Origin of the sequence: Pontibacter saemangeumensis, assembly GCF_039541895.1 — a bacterium.
Classification (GTDB): Bacteria; Bacteroidota; Bacteroidia; order Cytophagales; family Hymenobacteraceae; genus Pontibacter; species Pontibacter saemangeumensis.
The window spans coordinates 1-19,338 of the sequence record NZ_BAABHC010000021.1 but is presented as its reverse complement, the minus strand read 5'-3'; the positions used below and the strand labels follow the sequence as shown (position 1 = coordinate 19,338).

General features: G+C 52.8%; 16 protein-coding genes and 1 riboswitch. Of the genes, 11 read left to right on the top strand and 5 right to left on the bottom strand.

What is annotated here, in order from left to right; translation table 11 throughout:
• The first annotated feature begins 479 nt into the window (after positions 1-479).
• The 7 genes from ABD920_RS17870 to ABD920_RS17840 all read left to right on the top strand — a co-directional run bounded on the left by ABD920_RS17870 (position 480) and on the right by ABD920_RS17840 (position 6,309).
• Positions 480-2,210 (top strand): T9SS type A sorting domain-containing protein, encoded by a 1,731-nt coding sequence (locus ABD920_RS17870; protein WP_345160883.1) that lies wholly within the window; start codon positions 480-482, stop codon positions 2,208-2,210.
• Positions 2,211-2,343: 133 nt separating this feature from the next.
• Positions 2,344-2,973 (top strand): OmpA family protein, encoded by a 630-nt coding sequence (locus ABD920_RS17865; protein WP_345160882.1) that lies wholly within the window; start codon positions 2,344-2,346, stop codon positions 2,971-2,973.
• A 186-nt stretch (positions 2,974-3,159) separates the two neighbouring features.
• Positions 3,160-3,564 (top strand): hypothetical protein, encoded by a 405-nt coding sequence (locus ABD920_RS17860; protein WP_345160881.1) that lies wholly within the window; start codon positions 3,160-3,162, stop codon positions 3,562-3,564.
• A 192-nt stretch (positions 3,565-3,756) separates the two neighbouring features.
• Positions 3,757-4,179, top strand: a complete 423-nt coding sequence (locus ABD920_RS17855) for a hypothetical protein (RefSeq protein ID WP_345160880.1) — start codon at positions 3,757-3,759, stop codon at positions 4,177-4,179.
• A gap of 275 nt (positions 4,180-4,454) precedes the next feature.
• Positions 4,455-4,859 carry a Dabb family protein gene (locus tag ABD920_RS17850; RefSeq protein WP_345160879.1) on the top strand — a complete coding sequence of 135 codons (405 nt, stop codon included), beginning with the start codon at positions 4,455-4,457 and terminating at the stop codon, positions 4,857-4,859.
• A 423-nt stretch (positions 4,860-5,282) separates the two neighbouring features.
• Positions 5,283-5,993, top strand: coding sequence for a hypothetical protein (locus ABD920_RS17845; RefSeq protein WP_345160878.1), 711 nt, complete (start codon positions 5,283-5,285; stop codon positions 5,991-5,993).
• Between the two features lie 157 nt (positions 5,994-6,150).
• Positions 6,151-6,309 carry a hypothetical protein gene (locus ABD920_RS17840; protein WP_345160877.1) on the top strand — a complete coding sequence of 53 codons (159 nt, stop codon included), beginning with the start codon at positions 6,151-6,153 and terminating at the stop codon, positions 6,307-6,309.
• Positions 6,310-6,397: 88 nt separating this feature from the next.
• On the opposite strand, the gene ABD920_RS17835 is transcribed toward ABD920_RS17840, so the two are convergent.
• From ABD920_RS17835 to ABD920_RS17815, 5 genes are all read right to left on the bottom strand, one after another.
• On the bottom strand, positions 6,398-6,916 hold the full coding sequence (locus ABD920_RS17835) for a transposase (protein WP_345160876.1): 519 nt from the start codon (positions 6,914-6,916) through the stop codon (positions 6,398-6,400).
• 300 nt (positions 6,917-7,216) lie between these two features.
• Positions 7,217-7,372, bottom strand: a complete 156-nt coding sequence (locus ABD920_RS17830; protein ID WP_345160875.1) for a hypothetical protein — start codon at positions 7,370-7,372, stop codon at positions 7,217-7,219.
• 92 nt (positions 7,373-7,464) lie between these two features.
• Positions 7,465-8,439 (bottom strand): hypothetical protein, encoded by a 975-nt coding sequence (locus ABD920_RS17825; protein ID WP_345160874.1) that lies wholly within the window; start codon positions 8,437-8,439, stop codon positions 7,465-7,467.
• Between the two features lie 140 nt (positions 8,440-8,579).
• Positions 8,580-10,961 (bottom strand): ribonucleoside-diphosphate reductase subunit alpha, encoded by a 2,382-nt coding sequence (locus ABD920_RS17820; protein WP_345160873.1) that lies wholly within the window; start codon positions 10,959-10,961, stop codon positions 8,580-8,582.
• A gap of 368 nt (positions 10,962-11,329) precedes the next feature.
• Positions 11,330-12,289 carry a ribonucleoside-diphosphate reductase small subunit gene (locus ABD920_RS17815; RefSeq protein ID WP_425568638.1) on the bottom strand — a complete coding sequence of 320 codons (960 nt, stop codon included), beginning with the start codon at positions 12,287-12,289 and terminating at the stop codon, positions 11,330-11,332.
• A gap of 650 nt (positions 12,290-12,939) precedes the next feature.
• Between ABD920_RS17815 and rplU the strand changes: the two genes are divergently transcribed.
• The 4 genes from rplU (at position 12,940) to metF (ending at position 19,001) form a co-directional block, all read left to right on the top strand.
• On the top strand, positions 12,940-13,248 hold the full coding sequence (rplU, locus tag ABD920_RS17810) for a 50S ribosomal protein L21 (protein WP_345160871.1): 309 nt from the start codon (positions 12,940-12,942) through the stop codon (positions 13,246-13,248).
• A gap of 70 nt (positions 13,249-13,318) precedes the next feature.
• A complete protein-coding gene (rpmA, locus tag ABD920_RS17805; RefSeq protein ID WP_345160870.1) occupies positions 13,319-13,588 on the top strand; it encodes a 50S ribosomal protein L27 in 270 nt (89 codons plus the stop codon).
• A gap of 279 nt (positions 13,589-13,867) precedes the next feature.
• Positions 13,868-13,974, top strand: a riboswitch (SAM riboswitch).
• A 74-nt stretch (positions 13,975-14,048) separates the two neighbouring features.
• Positions 14,049-17,759 carry a methionine synthase gene (gene metH / locus ABD920_RS17800; protein WP_345160869.1) on the top strand — a complete coding sequence of 1,237 codons (3,711 nt, stop codon included), beginning with the start codon at positions 14,049-14,051 and terminating at the stop codon, positions 17,757-17,759.
• 288 nt (positions 17,760-18,047) lie between these two features.
• Positions 18,048-19,001 (top strand): methylenetetrahydrofolate reductase [NAD(P)H], encoded by a 954-nt coding sequence (gene metF, locus ABD920_RS17795; protein WP_345160868.1) that lies wholly within the window; start codon positions 18,048-18,050, stop codon positions 18,999-19,001.
• The last annotated feature ends 337 nt before the right edge of the window (positions 19,002-19,338 follow it).

Here is a 19,338-nt window from a genome sequence, read left to right as displayed (position 1 = left end):
TACAGCCTCTGCACGGTGGGTGCCGGCGTTTGCCTTTTCCATGAGCAACAGCATGCGTGTGTCTGGGCGTGGCTAAGAAGCAGGAGTTTGCCGATGCAGTTTATCCAATCTTTCATGAAGTATATAGAAGAAAATCCTCTGGTGTAGGGGGCTTATGTGGCTGCCTGAAAGGAGTTGAACACAACATCCTGGTTTCTGCTGCTGTTTCCAAAATCTGGAAACAGGGTGCCTATATACCCCTGTTTTTCCATATATGGGAAAGTGGTTATATATGCTTCTGCCCCAGAAATATTTTCCTGGCGCTTCCACCGCAATTTTACGGCTTGTACTGATTATGACAACCTGCTTGTTGTTAGCGCATTATATATAAATGCTATTGGGCTTGTTATGATTCTCCTGGTGCGGCAATGTGTTATATAGCAGAACACAGGCGCGCTGGCATGTTTCTTTCCTATAGAGAGGACATACAAGCACAAATCATGAAAAACTTTTACATTCTTCTCTTCGCTTTCTTAGGTTACACAATTGCCGCAGAAGCGCAGGTTATCGCCTACCACGAGAACTTCAACAACACCATCACCGGCGTATCGGGCAACTTTACACAGACTACGGCCGCCGCCTATTCGGATACGTTATATACCGCCGGCAGCAACATGCAGGCTAACGCCACCGCCAGCGAGCTGGTTATTGCTAACTACATTTCCACATACAACCTGCGAGATATCACCATCACCTGGAAAGACTACCGGACCCAGTACTGGAGAAGGACCAACGGAAAAGGGGAAATCTCGGAAACGGGCGGAAACAACCACACAAAAATCGACAATACGAACCCGGTAAGCCTGGAGTACAGCCTGAATGGAGCCCCCTATGTACATGTGGGCGAATACACGCAAAGTGCTGCGTTTTTCAGCTGGGGAGTTGTGAACAAGGGCGTGGCTATCAAATTGCCCGCTGCCTTAGAGAACCAGCCAAATGTGCGCTTCCGCTGGAAAATCAGCGTGAACAGCGCCAACACCGACTTCTACGCCATCGACGATGTCATGATCAAGGGTACGCCCGTGCTGGGCACATCCACTTTTGGCTGGAGCGGCCGGCCTCTGAACGAGGATCCCTTCACCGTTTCTGCAACCCCTGCAAACCCTTACCAGGTGGACGGTGTGGCACTGACGTGGCAGCGTGCAGCCATCGGGACAGGCGTTACCGTGCAGACGGCAGCCGTCGCGACCGATTTCCAGAAGAAAAAGACACTTACCCTGATTCAAACGGGTGCCTCGGCAAACACAGGCACGGAATTGAGCCTGCAGCTTAGCCAGAGCGTTTCCGGCCTTACCTTCTCTCTCCTCGATGTGGACCGCACTGGCGGGCAGTATAAAGACAAACTGGAGATAATCGGTTTCAATGGTACCCAAAGAGTGCCGGTGACAAAGAATAACATCCTGCCCCGCATATCCAATGAGTATAACAGCGGTTTGGTACTGGCGAAAGCAGACGGGGTGGATGCCAGGGTGACTTCTTCGAAGGGTGACGTGACCATCAGCTTTGTAGGGGACGTGAACAAGGTCGTGATCCGCTACTACAACGACGATGCGGCCAAAGGACGCCAGGGCATCGCCATCGCTGACTTATTCTGGGGAATGTATGACGCGCCCATCGGCACGCTTCCGGTGGAACTGGCAGCCTTCAAAGGCTATTCCCAGAATGGGAATGCGAAGCTTGTCTGGACAACTGCCTCCGAGACAGACAACGATAAGTTTGTGGTGGAGCGCAGCCTGGACGGCAGGAAGTTCGATCAGGTGGGCGAAGTAAAAGGAAAAGGAACCAGCAGCATCGCCAACAGCTACAGCTTTACGGACACCGACCCGGCCGCCGGCACCAACTATTACCGCCTGCGCCAGGTAGACTTCGACGGGACAGCGGACTTTTCTCACATCGTGGCGCTGGAGTTCGCGCAGCAGGCCGGTTTGTCTCCGGCTGCCCTCGCCACGGTGTACCCGACCGCCGCCACCTCTGAGGTAACCATAAAGCTTTATTCCAAAGCGAGTGCGGGCATTGTAGTGGTGGATGCCACGGGCAGAACAGTGGCGCAGTTTGCAAACGTGGCCGGGGGCGAGCTGGTGGTGCCCGTGCAAAACCTCAACAAAGGGATGTACTTTGTAACCGTAACGGACGGGCAGCAGCGCGAGACGCAGCGCTTTATGAAGAGATAGTATACTCAAGGCAACCAACCTGCAGCGGAGCCCTTGCCTGAACAGGCGGGGCTTTTCTGTTGCCGGGGCAGCGGATATATAACGATGAGGCGACGGCCCCGTACAAAATATTAGAACCAACTGATTAAAAGCTATGAAAATAAGAATGACAACTGCTATTTTATTAGCTGCCGGCCTGATGGCGGGCTGCAACGAAACCAGCAAAGAGATAGACAATGCCGAAGACGTGCGTGCGATTGCCGATGCCGACACCGCCGTTATGTATGAAGAAGAGAACCTGATGGCAGGCACCGTGCTCGAAGCGGACGAAGAAGAATTCAAAGAGGTTGACTTCAATGCCCCTGAGATTGAGGATGCAGAGCTCAAAAATGCCGGCGTGGAAGTGCGCGGCTCCGAAAGCTTCGTCATCTACTCGCTTGGCGAAGATATCATGTTTGACACAGACAAAGCCCAGATCCGCGACAGCGGCGCAGAGAAGCTGCAAAGCGTGGTGGAGGATATAAAGGAGCGCAACATGGAAGGCACGATCCGGGTGTACGGCTTTACAGACGCCCGCGCCAGCGAAGCCTATAACAAAGAGTTAGGGAAAGAGCGCGCCCAGGCCGTGCAGAACTGGCTCCTCGAAAACAGCAAGTTCGACCAGAGCCGTATGAAAATTGTGTCGATGGGCGAGCAATACCCGGAGGCCACCAACGAGACAGCCGAAGGCCGCCAGCAAAACCGCCGTGTAGAGATTGTGGTGGTCAAGAAGCCGAATCAATAATATCGATAACTGACTGCTTCAGAAAGCGCTGCTGTCTGATGGCGCACAGAAAGGCAGGGGGAGGCACATCGTCTCCCCCTGCCTTTCTGTGCATCTCCGGCACCCGAAAACGCAACGGTTATATTATAATTCTCTATATTGAGGTATATTGAAGTGGCCTTTACCGGCCAAAGCCCCGGTTGATATATGAATAACATTTACTTTAGGAACAACTTCGTAAGCATATACTTCGATAAGGACTTCCGGATTGGCAAGGCAGTCTGGCGGGGAGACCTGATCGGTTCTGAGTTCAGGGAGGCGGTGCTGCTGTGCCTGGACCTGATAGACAGGCACAGCCTTGTTGGATGGCTAGGCGACAACCGGAAGATGAAATCCATACGCCCCGACGACCTGGAGTGGAGCCTGAAGCACTTTTTACCGCAACTGCTGGACAGTTCGCTGGTGCGACTGGCAAACATCCCCTCCCAGGACAGCGGTAACCGGGCGGCGGTGGAGGAGATGTACAATAAAAAGGGCAACGCAGGGAAGCTGCTGGTCCAGGATTTTGCCTTGGAAGAGGAGGCCATGGCATGGCTGCGGGAGACTTCCTGAAATAGGCGCAGCGCCGCTCAGGGTAACAGCGCTAACCTGCGTGTCGGCGGGGCTGCAGAATGCCTGGTGCGGGGTGCTCTGCCGCCTCCCGGCTTCTTCAATGTAAATTTATTGTTTTACATTACGTACACTAGTGCAGCACAAACAGGTGCCTGCTGCAGCGGAGCAGGTTTAGCTTAACCCAAGCCGATTATGTTGAAGTTATACTATGAGACGGAAGCGATACGCGTGAGTTACGACGAGGAACTGCAACTGGGCGTCGGGGAATGGAAGGGCTTTGTAAGCAGCAAAGACATGCAGGCCATAGCACTCCGCTCCCTGGAATTTGTAAATCAGTACGGCATTACCCGCTGGCTCGCCGATCGCCGGAAAATGAAGGCCATCCGGCAGCAGGCCCAGCAGTGGACGGTGGAGGAGTTTATCCCCAGATTGCTGGAGAGCCCGCTCCGGCGCATGGCCACCATCATGTCGGAAGACATTTTTAACCAGATGGCGATAGAGCAGATCCTGAAGCGCAGCGGTGGCCTCGGCGATATCGCGCTCCGCGATTTCGACAGTTTGCCGAAAGCGATGGAGTGGCTGAAACGGCCCATTGAAGCGGATAACTATATATAAGCAGGCGCCTCAGAAGGCAAAGGGCCATGGCCTCTCTCCTGCAGCCCGGTTATATACCCGGTTGCCATTTTGTTGTCTATATAGCGTAAAGCACCTTCTTTAATAGCCGCTGGTGCTGTCAGAATTGTTGTGTTGCCTGTCCCTTTTTTAGCTTCGGCCCCTCCCTCACCTAAAGCACAGACCCAGAATCAGCAGGCTTGTTTTGTACATCTTATTTATTATGGCTATAATCGTAGGAATTTTAACCATAATGAAACCATAGAGCAAAACGAAGCATGAAGAAAATTTACGGTTTAAGTTTAGCGTTGACGGTCGCAATGTCAGCTATACTATTTCTTTCAGGATGTCAAAACACAAACGAAGGGCAAATGCGGCACATAGTTGTTTTTAAATACAAGCCAGACGCTTCCCCTGCGCAGATTGATTCAGTAACCCAGGCCTTCGGTGAGCTGAAAAACAGCATTCCCGGTATCGTGGCCTTCGAGCACGGGGTGAACAACAGCCCGGAAAACAAGAACCTCGGCTTCACGCATGTGTATATGCTGACGTTTGAAGATGCGGCTGCCCGCGACGCGTATCTGCCGCATCCGGAGCACAAGAAGTTTGGCGCGCTGCTGGGCGAGCTTGGTGTGCTGGAAGATGCGTTTGTGGTGGATTATTCCCCTGCAGAATCGTTATAATACCGTTTCTCCGGATATATAAGCCTGTTCCGGATACGCAAAGAGTAAACGGATCTATAAAGCTTCGGCTATTATAGAAGGCAAGGTATATATAAACGCAAGAGCCGCTGATGATAAGTCAGCGGCTCTTGCCGTTCAGGGGCAGCTCTGTAACTGCAGCAGGGCCGCCTGAGTAGAGACAGGCAAAGCGGAGGCCTGGGGATATATTTTATGGCAGAATCTTCAGGGATATCACGGACACCTCCGGCTGTGGTGAAGAATGCAGGTGTGGCCCGTGTATTCCCTTTCCGGAAAAGCCTTTGCTTTAAAAAGGTTGTGTCCCGCTAAAGAATGCTGTGGTGTGGCTCTTTAACAGAGGAGCAGTATCACCCCGCTATGGTTGGTGTCGTACCTAGAATATAAGCGAACAAACTTTCAAGTATTATGAAAACTACTATAAAGCTTTGCCTTCTGACTTTGCTGGCTGTGTTCAGTTTTGGCTGCGACGATGAAGAGGATGATGTTGTGATACCAGGCCAGACGCTATCATATAACTTTGAGCAAGGCGCCGAAGGCTGGGAAGGCGGAATGGCCGACTTCCTGAAAGACTGGGACCGGAGCCGGTTCGAGTTCGGGTTTAGCCATGAGGCGCTTCCTGCCGAAGTGGAAGAAGATGGGATGGCGCTGAGAATCTCCGGGCGGAACATTAGCGACGACCTGTTCCTGTTTATGAAGAAGCAGGTAACCGGGCTTGAACCCAACCATACCTACCGTGTTACCTTTCAGATTGAGTTGGCCTCCAAATACCCTGAGCAATTTGCAGGAATAGGCGGCAGCCCCGGGGCAAGTGTTTACCTGAAGGCAGGCGGGGCTCCCATAGAGCCGATGCCCGTTGAAGAAGGGGATTATATCCGCATGAACATCGACAAGGGGAACCAGGCGCAGGGCGGGGAGGCGATGGTGGTGCTGGGCAACATCGGCATACCGGGCGATGAAGAAACATACCGGCTGATTCAGCGGGATAACCTGCAGGACCCGATCCAGATCACGACGGACAGCAATGGCAGCCTGTGGCTCATCATGGGCACCGACTCCGGCTTCGAAGGCACTACCACGCTTTACTATAACTCCGTGGAGGTACAGCTGATGGATTGATGTGGGCCTCGCGGCGATTGGTCCCGATCTGGCGGTGTCCGAAGGCCCCATGTGTCTAACGCTACGGAGCGACGGCCTTTCCTGCCAGATGCTCGCAGGAGCTGCGTACGCTGCGAGGTCGTTGTGCGATTGCTGTTACAAACCCATATAGGGTTACATGCAAAAGACGATCTCGCTGGAGCCGGGGACCTATTACCATCTATATACCCGCGGAAACAACAAGGAGACGCTGTTCAGGGACCCGGACAACTATGTCCTGTTCCTACAACTCGCCTGTTACAGGTGTGTTCCGCCGTTGTTGGTGAGAACACCATAGCCGTCAGGCTAAGGATAAAGGATGTCCTTTGGTGATGGTTCCGCCGTTGTTGGTGTTTTCACCAACAACTATCATCTCTGCATCAGACTTAGTCCATATAATGTGTCAGGAATCCAAAATCATCTTTATTCTCAAAGTAGAATCTGGCAGAGGAGTAAGGATATTCTTCCGGCAGAGCAGCTAGTTGCCACTTTTCCTGAATCGGATTCCGGTGTATATAGCTGAGCTTCTGTTCTGTAACCGCAGTAGAGAAGCAGTACACCGACAGCGGGTTTCGCTCCCATAGCTGGTATTGGCGGTCTTTGGCACCGACACGGAACTTCTCCAGTACTGCCGGGTGATTTCGGATCAGGTCATACTTGATTTGCTGCGCCGTAAACTTCATAAAATCCCGCTGCACGTCTTCCCGTTTGTGTGGCTCCTCCATTTTCCAGAGCAGGTGCAGGTGGTTCGGCATGATAACGAAGCCGTATACCTTCACACGTTTATGCTCCACCAGGTACTTTAGGCTCTCCAGGATAATCGCCTTGTACTTCTCTGGCTTCAGCAGGTGTTTCCACTCCAGTATAGTAGCGGTGAAGAAGGCGATGTGCCGTTGCTCGAACATGTGCTAAGTACTGCTGACGCGCGGTATAGGTTGTTTGGGTGGCGGTAGTGGTGAGGATGCGTGTTGTTTTACCGCTTTTGCCGTCACCTGCCGTGCCTTTGTTAGGATACATACCGTCTGCGGTTGTTGGTATGTGGGGGTTTATGCCGCTCCTGCTGTTCATGCCGCTCCTGCCGTTGTTGGCGTTTTTTCCCGCTGCTGTTGGTATGTCGCCGTTGTTGGCGTTCTTTCTCGCCGCTGTCGGTATTTCGCCTTTGTTGGTGTTTTCACTGTCAGAGCTAATCGGGTCGGCACGCGCCATCAACGCGGTGTTTCCATGCCGTCCATGCCGTTGTTGGTGTTTTTCACCAACAACCACTTTTCGCCTGCTAATGCGACAGCCCAGTTTTCGAGCTGCAGGTCGTGGTGGAAGGAGTTGTCGCTTCGTAGCTGCGGCTTAGTTGTTGGTGAAAACACCAACAACGGCGGGAAAGTCCGTCGCTTCGTGGCTCAGACGCTCGCGGGACCTTCGGACACCGCGAGGTCTTTGTTTAGTTATTCCATTTATACTATTTGATCTGACTTTTGATGAGCACTTCATATCTTTTTCTAACAAAGCTGTCAGACAAGTGTGCTGGAAACCCATCCAAGATCATTTCATACTTACGATAACCTATTGCTTTTGCCAAATAGCATTCATGAACAAAATTTAGATAACCAACAATACCAGCTAAGCAATCATGGAATTGTTTGAAATTTATTTCAGCATGCATGAATGTCTCAATGTCATTATAATTAGCCTTGATTCGCAATCTGTAGAGAATATCGAAAAGTGAAGTTGGTCCTAACTTTTTGGTGATTTCAAGCCATTGTGCCTTATTAAATTTTAGAGCTATTTGCTTAGAACCATTAGTCCTAATAGGATTATCAGACCTCTGTCTTTTATCCCTATGATATTCTGCTTTGTTTGATCGTGTAGATCTTAAAAATGATGCTATCTGAGATTGAACAGCAATTTCATCTTTTAATAATGAAAGTGCTTTCTTTGGCTGATGCAAAGGGAGGTTTTCGTAAGTATAATTCTTGTAGTTCCCTTCAGCGTAAAAGCTTATACATTTAGGATATGTATTGCGTTTAACCCTGTCCCCAAATCCCAGTATTATTTTATGATGTGAATCACTTGGATCTCCTGTAGCAAGACAAAAGGCATGCATGTTTAGGTAGCAAGAATAGTATGCTTGGGGGAAAGACCAATGTAATGCATATCTATAATAATCAGGTAATTCCTGCTTGCCTGTTAAATGAAGAGCATGCTCTGAACTCCATGAATTATATAGTACCTTTTTTACTCTTGCAAGGTCAAAGTCCTTTTTGCTAAAGAGCTTTTTCTCGAAGTAAGGTATCTTGTTTAAATCGTAATTGTCTTTATGACAAGTTAAATGGGTGCATAATGCATGAAAGTGATTAAGGAAAACTTGGGCGGGAATTGATAGTTTATCTTTTTTACCAGCTTCTTTTAACGGAGCCTCTATGGTTAGATACATAAAACTGTGACATTGATTTAGTGGCTAAAGTGAAAACAACAGTACTCCATCCGCTGACAAGACATCAGTAGTAACACAGGGTGCACTTGCATCAGGCAAAGAAAGAGGGAGAACTTAAATAGCCCTCCCTCCAATCTATTTTACGATCCGCAAGCCTCGCAAGCGTCCGGGTTATCCAAGCTACAGCTCATGTCGCTGCGGTTCTGGTCCTGCTGGCTATATACCGGCGACAGCGTCTCGGCGGCTTGTTTCTCCACCGTAAACTTGATGGCGTCTACCGCAGACTTGGTGCGCAGGTAGTACATGCCAGTCTTCAGGCCCTGCTTCCAGGCATGGAAGTGCATCGAGGTCAGTTTGCCGAAGTTCACGTTCTGCACGTGCAGGTTCAGCGACTGGCTCTGGCATATATAGGCACCACGGTCGGCGCTCATATCGATTACCGTGCGCTGGCTTATTTCCCACACCGTCTTGTACAGGTCCTTCACGTTCTGCGGGATGTTCGGGATATCCTGCACCGATCCGTTGGCGGCGATGATATCCTGCTTCATCTTGTCGTTCCAGATGCCCAGCGCGATCAGGTCTTTGAGCAGGTGCTTGTTCACCACCATAAACTCACCGGACAGCACGCGGCGCAGGTAGATGTTGGAGGTATAGGGCTCGAACGACTCGTTGTTGCCCAGGATCTGCGCCGTAGAGGCGGTTGGCATTGGCGCCACCAGCAGCGAGTTGCGTACCCCGTGCGTCATTACCTCCTGGCGAAGCTCCTCCCAGTCCCAACGGCCGGATGCTGGCGTTACGCCCCACATATCGAACTGGAACCTGCCTTCTGACAGCGGAGAACCTTTGAATGTCTCATAAGGGCCATTCTTTTTCGCCAGGTCCTTCGAAGCCGTCATGGCCGCAAAGTAGAGTGTCTCGAAGATGTCCTTGTTCAGCCCTTTGGCCTCGTCGCTCTCGAACGGCATGCGCAGGTGAATGAACGTATCGGCCAGCCCCTGCACACCCAACCCGATCGGACGGTGGCGCATGTTGGAGTTACGCGCCTCCGGCACCGGGTAGTAGTTGATGTCGATCACCTTGTTCAGGTTCACGGTGGCGTGATAGGTTACATCGAACAGCTTCTGGTGGTCGAACACCTTGTGGCCGTTCTCCTCCTTCACAAAGCGCGGCAGGGCCAGCGATGCGAGGTTACAAACTGCTATCTCGTCGTCGGACGTGTACTCCATTATCTCGGTGCACAGGTTCGAGCTCTTGATCGTGCCCAGGTTCTGCTGGTTGCTCTTGCGGTTTGCGTGGTCCTTGTACAGCATGTAAGGCGTACCCGTCTCCACCTGCGACTCCAGCACGGCAAACCACAGTTCCTGCGCTTTCACCGTTTTGCGGGCGCGGCCCTCGCGCTCGTACTTCTCGTAGAGGCGCTCGAAATCCTTGCCCCAGCAGTCGGCCAGGCCCGGTGCCTCGTTCGGGCAGAACAGGCTCCAGTTGCCGTTGTCTTCCACGCGCTGCATAAACAGGTCGGGCGTCCAGAGCGCGTAGAACAGGTCGCGGGCGCGGTTTTCCTCCTTGCCGTGGTTCTTCTTCAGGTCCAGGAATTCGAAAATGTCCGCGTGCCACGGCTCCAGGTATATGGCGAAGGCGCCTTTACGCTTGCCGCCGCCCTGGTCCACGTAACGGGCCGTGTCGTTAAACACCTTCAGCATCGGGATGATACCGTTGGATGTGCCGTTGGTGCCCTTTATATAGGAGCCCGTGGCGCGCACGTTGTGGATGCTGAGGCCGATTCCGCCGGCGCTCTGTGAGATCTGCGCGCAGTTTTTCAGCGTGTCATAGATACCCGGGATGCTGTCGTTCTTCATCGTCAGGAGGAAGCACGACGACAGCTGCGGTTTCGGCGTGCCGGCGTTGAACAATGTTGGCGTGGCGTGGGTAAACCACTTCTCAGACATCAGGTTATAGGTTTCAATGGCAGATTCGATGTCTTCCTTGTGGATACCCACGGCGACACGCATCAACATATGCTGCGGGCGCTCCACGATCTTGCCGTCCAGGCGAAGCAGGTAAGAGCGCTCCAGAGTCTTGTATCCGAAGTAATCGTAGTTGTAATCACGGTCGTAGATGATGGTGGAGTCCAGCAGGGCGGCGTGCTTGCGCACGATCTCATACACGTCCTTGGCAATCAGCGACGCGTTCTCCCCCGTTTTCGGGTCCTCGTACGTGTAGAGGCGCTTCATGGTGTTGGAGAACGACTTGCTCGTCACCTTGTGCAGGTTAGAGATGGCAATGCGTGCCGCCAGCACTGCGTAATCGGGGTGCTTGGTGGTGAGGGAGGCCGCCGTTTCGGCAGCCAGGTTATCCAACTCCACCGTGGTCACGCCATCATAGATGCCGTCGATCACTTTTTTGGCCACCTCAATCGGCGACACATAATCCATGTGCAGGCCATAGCACAACTTTTCGATGCGAGCCGTAATCTTATCGAATTTAACGGATTCGCGTCTGCCGTCTCGTTTAACTACTAACATAGGCGTATAAAATTTGCGGGTTCTAAAGGCCCGGGTTTAGTAAATAGGTACAGGATAAAGCGCTGCCGTTGCAGGCGCCGGTTACTATAGGTGCAGTACACAATCAGCCCATACGCTTCTGGCGTTATAAGACGTTGTAATACAATTGTTTGTGGGTTTAGCCAAATGCCTCTCCTATATAGCTGCCTTCTATATAGATCAGAGCATCCCGGCCATGCGGCACTGCTGCCGTCTGCTGCTTTGGAGTGGGCCTGCAGCGGCCTTTTGCCTGCTGCGGCCCCCAATGCAATGTAAGCGTGAATCAGGAGGAGGAAAAGAGGCGGGTTTTCCCCTTTGGCCTCCTAAACATACTAAGTTTTTGCTATATACTAAAAGTCTTCGTCCAGCGAGAAAACCTTTTTGTCCTTGTCGCCGCCAACGCCTGCTTTCTGGTACTCGCCCACGCGCTTCTCGAAGAAGTTCGTCTTGCCCTGCAGCGAGATCATCTCCATAAAATCGAATGGGTTGGTGGAGTTATATACCTTTTTGCAGCCCAGTTCGCCCAGCAGGCGGTCGGCCACAAACTCGATGTACTGGCTCATCAGCTTGGCATTCATCCCGATCAGGTCCACTGGCAGAGCGTCTGTCACAAATTCCTGCTCAATGCTCACGGCGTCACGGATAATCTCCTGCACGCGCTCCTCCGGCAGCTTGTTCACCAGCATCTTGTACAGGAGGCAGGCAAAGTCGCAGTGCAGGCCTTCGTCACGGCTGATCAGCTCGTTCGAGAAGGTCAGGCCGGGCATCAGGCCGCGCTTCTTCATCCAGAAGATAGAGCAGAAAGAGCCGGAAAAGAAAATACCCTCCACCGCGGCGAAAGCGATCAGGCGCTCGGCAAACTTCTCACTCTCGATCCACTTCAGCGCCCACGCTCCTTTTTTGCCCACCGCCGGCACCGTCTCCAGCGCGTTGAACAGGTGGTCTTTCTCGCTCTGCTTCTTCACATAGGTATCGATCAGCAACGAGTACGTCTCAGAGTGGATGTTCTCCATCATGATCTGGAAGCCATAGAAGCACCGCGCCTCCGGTATCTGCACCTCATTCATGAAGTTCACGGCCAGGTTCTCGTTCACGATGCCGTCCGAGGCCGCGAAGAAAGCCAGCACGTGGCTGATGAAGTGGCGCTCGCCGTCGTTCAGGTTCTCCCAGTCCTTCAGGTCCTGGCTCAGGTCGATCTCTTCGGCTGTCCAGAAGCTGGCCTCAGCCTTCTTGTACATCTGCCACACCTCATCATTCTGAATCGGAAACAAGACGAAGCGGTTGGGATTCTCTTTCAGTATTGGCTCCATGTCACTCATATATATAGCTTGTAAAAGGTTTGGTAAGAACGTTTGTTCTCAAAACTCCCGGCAGCCGAATATGTTTAGCCGTCGCTTTGCAGGAATGGCTGCTATATCAGGAGTTCAAATATATAGAATTGAACTTGAAAATCGGGGCGAAAGTTGTTCAATTTATGCACACCCTCTCAGAGGGTGGAAAAGGCTATTTTCGGGGGTAATGCACATAGTTATCCACAGCGTGGATAACATATATAAATCATATATAATTGATGTAAAATATTGAAATGTATGCATATAGCGCATGTTCAGGGGGAGATTAGCCCGCTGGGGGCGGGTTTGGGCGGTGGTGGTGTGGGCCAGCTGGGAGCAACAAGGCCATGGAGCAGAAGTGTGTAACGCCGCAGGCGGATTACGCAGACTGTAGTGCAATTTGTGGAAAACCTTCACTTTAACGTTTGGATATAACTTGCTATTTTTTAACGGCATAAAGCGGTTTTTAACAGCTTGTCCAAATGGTGGCGCAGATGTTAACACGGTTATCCACAAAAACGTACACAGCGGGTGTGCAAGGCAGGAACAATTTGTAGCACAAGCCATTGCATATATAAAATAAGCGCCGTACCTTTGCGCACTAATCTTTTAAATATACATTGAAGCTGATGTACGCAATTGTAGAAATCGCAGGTCAACAGACCAAAGTAGAGAACGGCAAGTTCATCTACGCTAACAAGCTTTCCGGCAATGATGGTGACGCCGTTGAGTTCGCCAATGTTCTTCTTACTGATGATAACGGAACCGTTACGTTAGGTGCTCCTTTCGTGAGCGGTGTTAAAGTGGTTGGTAAAATCCTTGGCAACGTGAAAGGCGACAAAGTGATCGTTTTCAAAAAGAAGAGAAGAAAAGGCTATAGAAAGAAGAATGGCCACCGCCAGCACTTCACGAAAGTCCTGATCGAGAGCATTGGATAAGCAGTAAGAAGAAATTAATCGTGAAATCTTTCCGGGCCCGGTTCGCTGACCCGGATTAAAGTTAAAAAACATGGCACACAAAAAAGGAGCAGGTAGTTCTAATAACGGCCGCGAGTCGCATTCCAAAAGACTCGGTGTTAAAATTTACGGTGGCCAGGATATCATCGCTGGTAACATCATAGTAAGACAGAGAGGCACTGCCCATCACCCAAGCGTGAACGTGGGCATCGGCAAAGACCACACCCTGTTCGCGCTGACGGACGGCGTGGTGCAGTTCAAAAAAGGTAAGAAAAACCGTTCTTACGTTTCTGTAGTTCCTAAAGTAGAGGCGGAAGCGTAGGTATAACAGCCAACTGCCCCGGCAGTAGCGTTACTGAGAAAGGGTTGCCAGCTGGCAACCCTTTCTTTTTTGCCATTAACCGACCGCCGTTTCCGGCGGCTTGCCTGTGTGGCGCTTCGTCGCGCATTTCCCGGCCCTCCCTCCCCTGAAATAGGAGCAAGCGGCCTAAAGCACCATTAGTACCCGGAATCCGCAAGCCGTGGAACAGGTGAAAGGAAGCATATCATAATTTAATGCAATAAAATTTCATATACTGCCCACATATCCCTAACTTGCAGCTTCTTATCAAGAAAGACCGAGGGACAGGGCCCTACGACGTCTTAGCAACCATGTAAACGCTTGGTGCTAATTCCCTTCCGGACACAATGCCCCGGAAAAGATAAGAATGTACTCCTCCCCAGGTGTCCTTCTTGATAAGCCGAACGCAGCAGACTTAAGAGAAGAAAAGGAGACACCGACCATGACAAAACATCCCATTCATAAATTGCTGAAGGAGCGTGTGCTCGTGCTGGACGGCGCGATGGGCACCATGATTCAGCGTTACCAGCTTTCAGAAGCCGATTTCCGCGGCGAGCGCTTTGCCAGCCACCCCAGCGACCTGAAAGGCAACAACGACCTGCTCTCCCTTACCCGCCCCGATATTATCAAGGCCATTCACAAAGAGTACCTGGAGGCCGGGGCCGACATCGTGGAGACGAACACCTTCAGCGGTACCCGTATCGCCATGGCCGATTACCACATGGAGGACCTGGTGTATGAGCTGAACTACGAATCATCCAGGCTGGCGCGCGAGGCGGCAGACGAAGTAACAGCCCAAAACCTGGGTAAGCCGCGCTTTGTGGCCGGCGCCATTGGCCCGACCAACCGCACCGCTTCGCTTTCCCCGGATGTGAACAACCCCGGCTACCGCGCCATCTCCTTCGACCAGTTGGTGGAAGCCTACTATGAGCAGGTGCGAGGCCTCGTGGACGGCGGCTGCGATGTGCTGCTGATAGAAACCGTATTCGACACGCTGAATTGCAAAGCGGCCCTTTATGCTGCCCAGCAATTTGTGCAGGACGGCGGCAAAGAACTGCCCATCATGGTGTCGGGCACGATTACCGATGCCAGCGGGCGGACACTTTCTGGCCAGACAGTAGAAGCGTTCTGGAATTCCATCTCCCACGCCCCGATCATCAGCATCGGGTTTAACTGTGCCCTGGGCGCGCGCCAACTGAAAACCCATATCCAGGAGCTGTCCCGCATCGCGGACGTGCATATCAGTGCTTACCCGAATGCCGGTTTGCCGAACGCCTTTGGCGGCTATGATGAGTCGGCGGATGAGATGGGCGCTATTGTGGAGGAGTACCTGCAGGAGGGCCTTGTTAATATTCTGGGTGGCTGTTGCGGCACCACCCCCGACCACATTCGCCGCATTGCGGAGCTTTCTGCCAGACATAAACCGCGCGTTGTTCCGGAACTGCCCGCCTATTCGCGCTTCAGCGGCCTGGAGCCCCTCACCATCACCCCGGAGACTTTGTTCGTGAATGTGGGGGAGCGCACCAATGTGACCGGATCGAAGAAATTTGCCCGCCTGATTGTGGAAGGCAAGTTTGAAGACGCCCTGTCGGTGGCGCAGCAGCAGGTAGAGGGCGGCGCCCAGATCATTGACGTGAACATGGACGAAGGGATGCTGGACTCCGAGGAGGCGATGACTAATTTCCTGCACCTGATTGCCTCTGAACCGGATATTTCCAAGCTGCCGATCATGATCGACTCCTCGAAATGGACGGTGCTGGAAGCGGGCCTTAAATGCGTGCAGGGCAAGTCTATCGTCAACTCCATCAGCCTGAAAGAAGGGGAGGAGAACTTTAAGGCGCAGGCCCGGAAAGTGCGCCAGTATGGTGCCGCCGCCGTGGTGATGGCCTTTGATGAGGAAGGCCAGGCCGACACCCTCGAACGCAGAGTCGAGATCTGCGGACGCGCCTACCGCATCATGACGGAGGAACTGGGCTTCCCGCCGCAGGACATCATCTTCGACCCGAATATATTAGCCATCGCCACCGGTATAGAGGAGCATAACAACTATGCGGTGGAGTACCTGGAGGCGGTGAAGTGGATCAAAGCCAACCTGCCGCACGCGCTGGTGAGCGGCGGCGTGAGCAACCTGTCGTTCTCCTTCCGGGGCAACGACCTGGTGCGCGAGGCGATGCACACCGTGTTCCTGTACTATGCCGTGCAGGCTGGTATGGACATGGGCATCGTCAACGCCGGCATGATGGGGGTGTATGACGAGATTCCGAAGGACTTGCGCGACCTGATCGAGGATGTGATCTTTAACCGCCACCCGGATGCAACGGAGCGGTTGGTAAACTATGCCGATACGATAAAAGGCAAAGGCAAAGCAGCGGCGCAGGCCGATACTGCCTGGCGCGAGGCCCCCGTGGAGGAACGCCTGAAGCATGCGCTGGTAAAAGGTATTGTCGAGTTCATCGAAGAAGACACCGAAGAAGCCCGGCAGCGGGCCACTAAAACGCTGGATGTGATCGAAGGTCCGCTGATGGCCGGTATGACGGTGGTGGGCGATCTGTTCGGCGCCGGCAAGATGTTCCTGCCGCAGGTGGTGAAGAGCGCTCGCGTGATGAAGAAGTCGGTGGCGTACCTGCTGCCGTTCATGGAGAAGGAGAAACTATCTTCCGACACGTCCAAGTCAACGGCGGGCACCATCCTGATGGCTACCGTGAAAGGTGATGTGCACGACATCGGCAAAAACATTGTGGGTGTGGTGCTGGCCTGCAACAACTACGAGGTGATCGATATGGGCGTGATGGTGCCGCTGGACAAGATCCTGGCAGAGGCCGAAGCGCAGAAAGTAGATATCATCGGTTTGAGTGGTTTGATCACGCCGTCGCTGGACGAGATGGTGTATGTGGCGCAGGAGATGGAGCGGCGCGGTCTGAAGATTCCGCTGCTCATCGGGGGGGCCACTACCTCCCGGGTGCACACAGCCGTGAAAATAGCGCCGCAGTACAGCGGGCCTGTCGTGCACGTGCACGATGCCTCCCGCAGCGTGACGGTGGTGGGCAGCCTGCTGGGCAGCAACCGCGACGAGTATGTCGCCGGGGTGAAGGCAGAGTACCAGAAACTGCGCGAAGACCACATGAACCGCACGAAAGACCGTGCTTTCGCCACCATCGAAGATGCGCGGGCCAATAAATTCAAGGTAGACTGGGCGGCCACGCAGCCAACAAAACCGAGCTTCCTGGGCAGCAAAGCCTTTGTGAATTACCCGCTTTCCGAAATCGTGCCTTATATAGACTGGACGCCTTTCTTCCACACCTGGGAGTTGAAGCGGCAGTACCCCAAGATATTGGACGATGCGGAATACGGCGTTGAGGCCCGCAAGCTGTTTGCCGACGCGCAGGAAATGCTGCAGGAGATCGTGGACAACCAACTGCTGGAGGCGCGCGCGGTGGTGGGTTTTTACCCGGCTAACGTGGAGGCAGACGATACCATTGAGGTATATACCGATGATTCACGTGGAAACGTGCTGACGGAGTTCCACACGCTGCGGCAGCAGGGCAAGAAGGGCGGCAACGTGCCGAACATGGCCTTCTCCGATTTCGTGGCTCCGAAGGAAACAGGCATCCCGGACTATATAGGTGGTTTTGTGGTGTCCACTGGTTTCGGCATCGAGAAGCTCATCGAGAAGTACGAGGCGGATCACGACGATTACCACTCCATTATGGTGAAAGCGCTGGCCGACCGCCTGGCCGAGGCCTTTGCAGAGCTGATGCACGCCAAAGTGCGCAGGGAGTTGTGGGGCTACGCACCGCAGGAGAGCCTGGGCAACGAGGAGTTGATTAAAGAGCAGTACCAGGGCATCCGCCCGGCGCCCGGCTATCCGGGTTGCCCGGACCATACCGAAAAGATCACGCTGTTCAACCTGCTGAAGGCCGAGGAGCAGACAGGCGTAATCCTGACGGAGAACCTGGCCATGTACCCGACAGCCGCTGTAAGCGGATTGTACTTCTCGCACCCTGAGTCACGCTACTTCGGATTAGGAAAGATCGGGGAAGACCAGGTGGCTGACATGGCACGTCGCAAAGGCATGGCGCTGCAGGACCTGGAGCGCTGGCTCTCGCCAAACCTGAACTACGAGCCGACGCCGCTGGCACAGCAGGCGGTGTAGATTTACTGCTATATATCCAACCACCCCTGCCCCTCCTTCTTTAAGGAGGGGAGTCTGCTGCTGCTTCCTCAAACTATGAAGACCATAGTTGAAGATAGAGCTTTAAAACAAACTCATCATCAATAACCATATATAGCCAAGCCATTGCGATAAGCAAGAAAGGAGCAGGAGTAAGAAAAACTCCCCGCCTTGGACAAGGAGGGGCCAGGGATGGTTGGACCCGGTGTTGTGAACCAACAGTTTAACAATCCAGCCATTTAACAATTAAAAAAGCATCACCCGATATAAATGAAAGTAACAGAGCATTTTAAGAACGCAGATAAAACACAGTTCACATTCGAGATATTGCCGCCCCTGAAGGGGGAGAACCTGCAGATGCTGTATGAGCACATCGACCCGCTGATGGAGTTCAAGCCGCCGTTCATCGATGTCACCTACCACCGGGAGGAGTATATATATAAGCAACGGGAGAACGGCCTGCTCGAAAAAATCAGCACGCGCAAGCGCCCGGGCACAGTGGGGATATGCGCGGCCATCCAGAACCATTACAAGGTAGACACGGTGCCGCACCTGATCTGCGGCGGCTTTAGCAAAGAAGAGACAGAGAATGCGCTCATCGACCTGCACTTCCTGGGCATCGACAACGTGCTGGTGCTGCGCGGCGACTGCGTGAAAAATGAGCCGCGCTTTGTCCCGGAGCCGGGGGGGCACAGCTATGCCACGGAGTTACTGGAGCAGGTGGTAGGCATGAACAACGGCTGCTACCTTGATGATGAGCAAATCAATACCAACGGGACAGACTTCTGCATCGGCGTGGCCGGTTACCCGGAGAAGCACTCAGATGCCCCGAATTTAAAAGCTGACCTGCGCTGGCTGAAGAAGAAGGTGGAGATGGGGGCGGATTACGTGGTGACGCAGATGTTCTTCGATAACCAGAAGTACTTTGACTTTGTGAAGCTGTGCAGGACCGAGGGCATCAACGTGCCGATCATACCGGGCCTGAAGCCCCTGACTACAAAATCCCAGCTCACCATACTCCCCGGCATTTTCCATATCGACATCCCCTGCGAACTGGCGGATGCCGTAGAGGCCTGCACCGACAACAAGGCGGCTGCGCAGGTGGGCGTGGAGTGGGCGATCCAGCAGTCGAGAGAACTGATGGATTTTGGCGTGCCGTGCCTGCACTACTACTCCATGGGCAAGTCAGGTTCGGTGCGGAAAGTAGCAGAAGCGCTTTTTTAGGAGCGAAACCCATCTGGTAAAAAGCCACAGCCGTTCAGGTTGTGGCTTTTTTGTTTCTGTTAGTCTGGAATGCTGCACACTGAAACAAGGGGAATGCTCCCTTCTCCGCAGCCCAATCCGATACGAGAACCCACCGGGGGGCAGGGTTTCGTTTACGTATCCAAAGCCAGCACTCCAAAGGTTTATATAGCTTTAGACAGCTAGCCGGATTTCCTATATAAAGCTATCCATACTATTCCGCTTATTATAGTTTATATATAAGAGGCTGTTTTGATTTAGCTGGATAAAAAAGCAGGTGCCGGCTGTTGGGTAAGAAAAGTTTGCAGACTTATGGCTT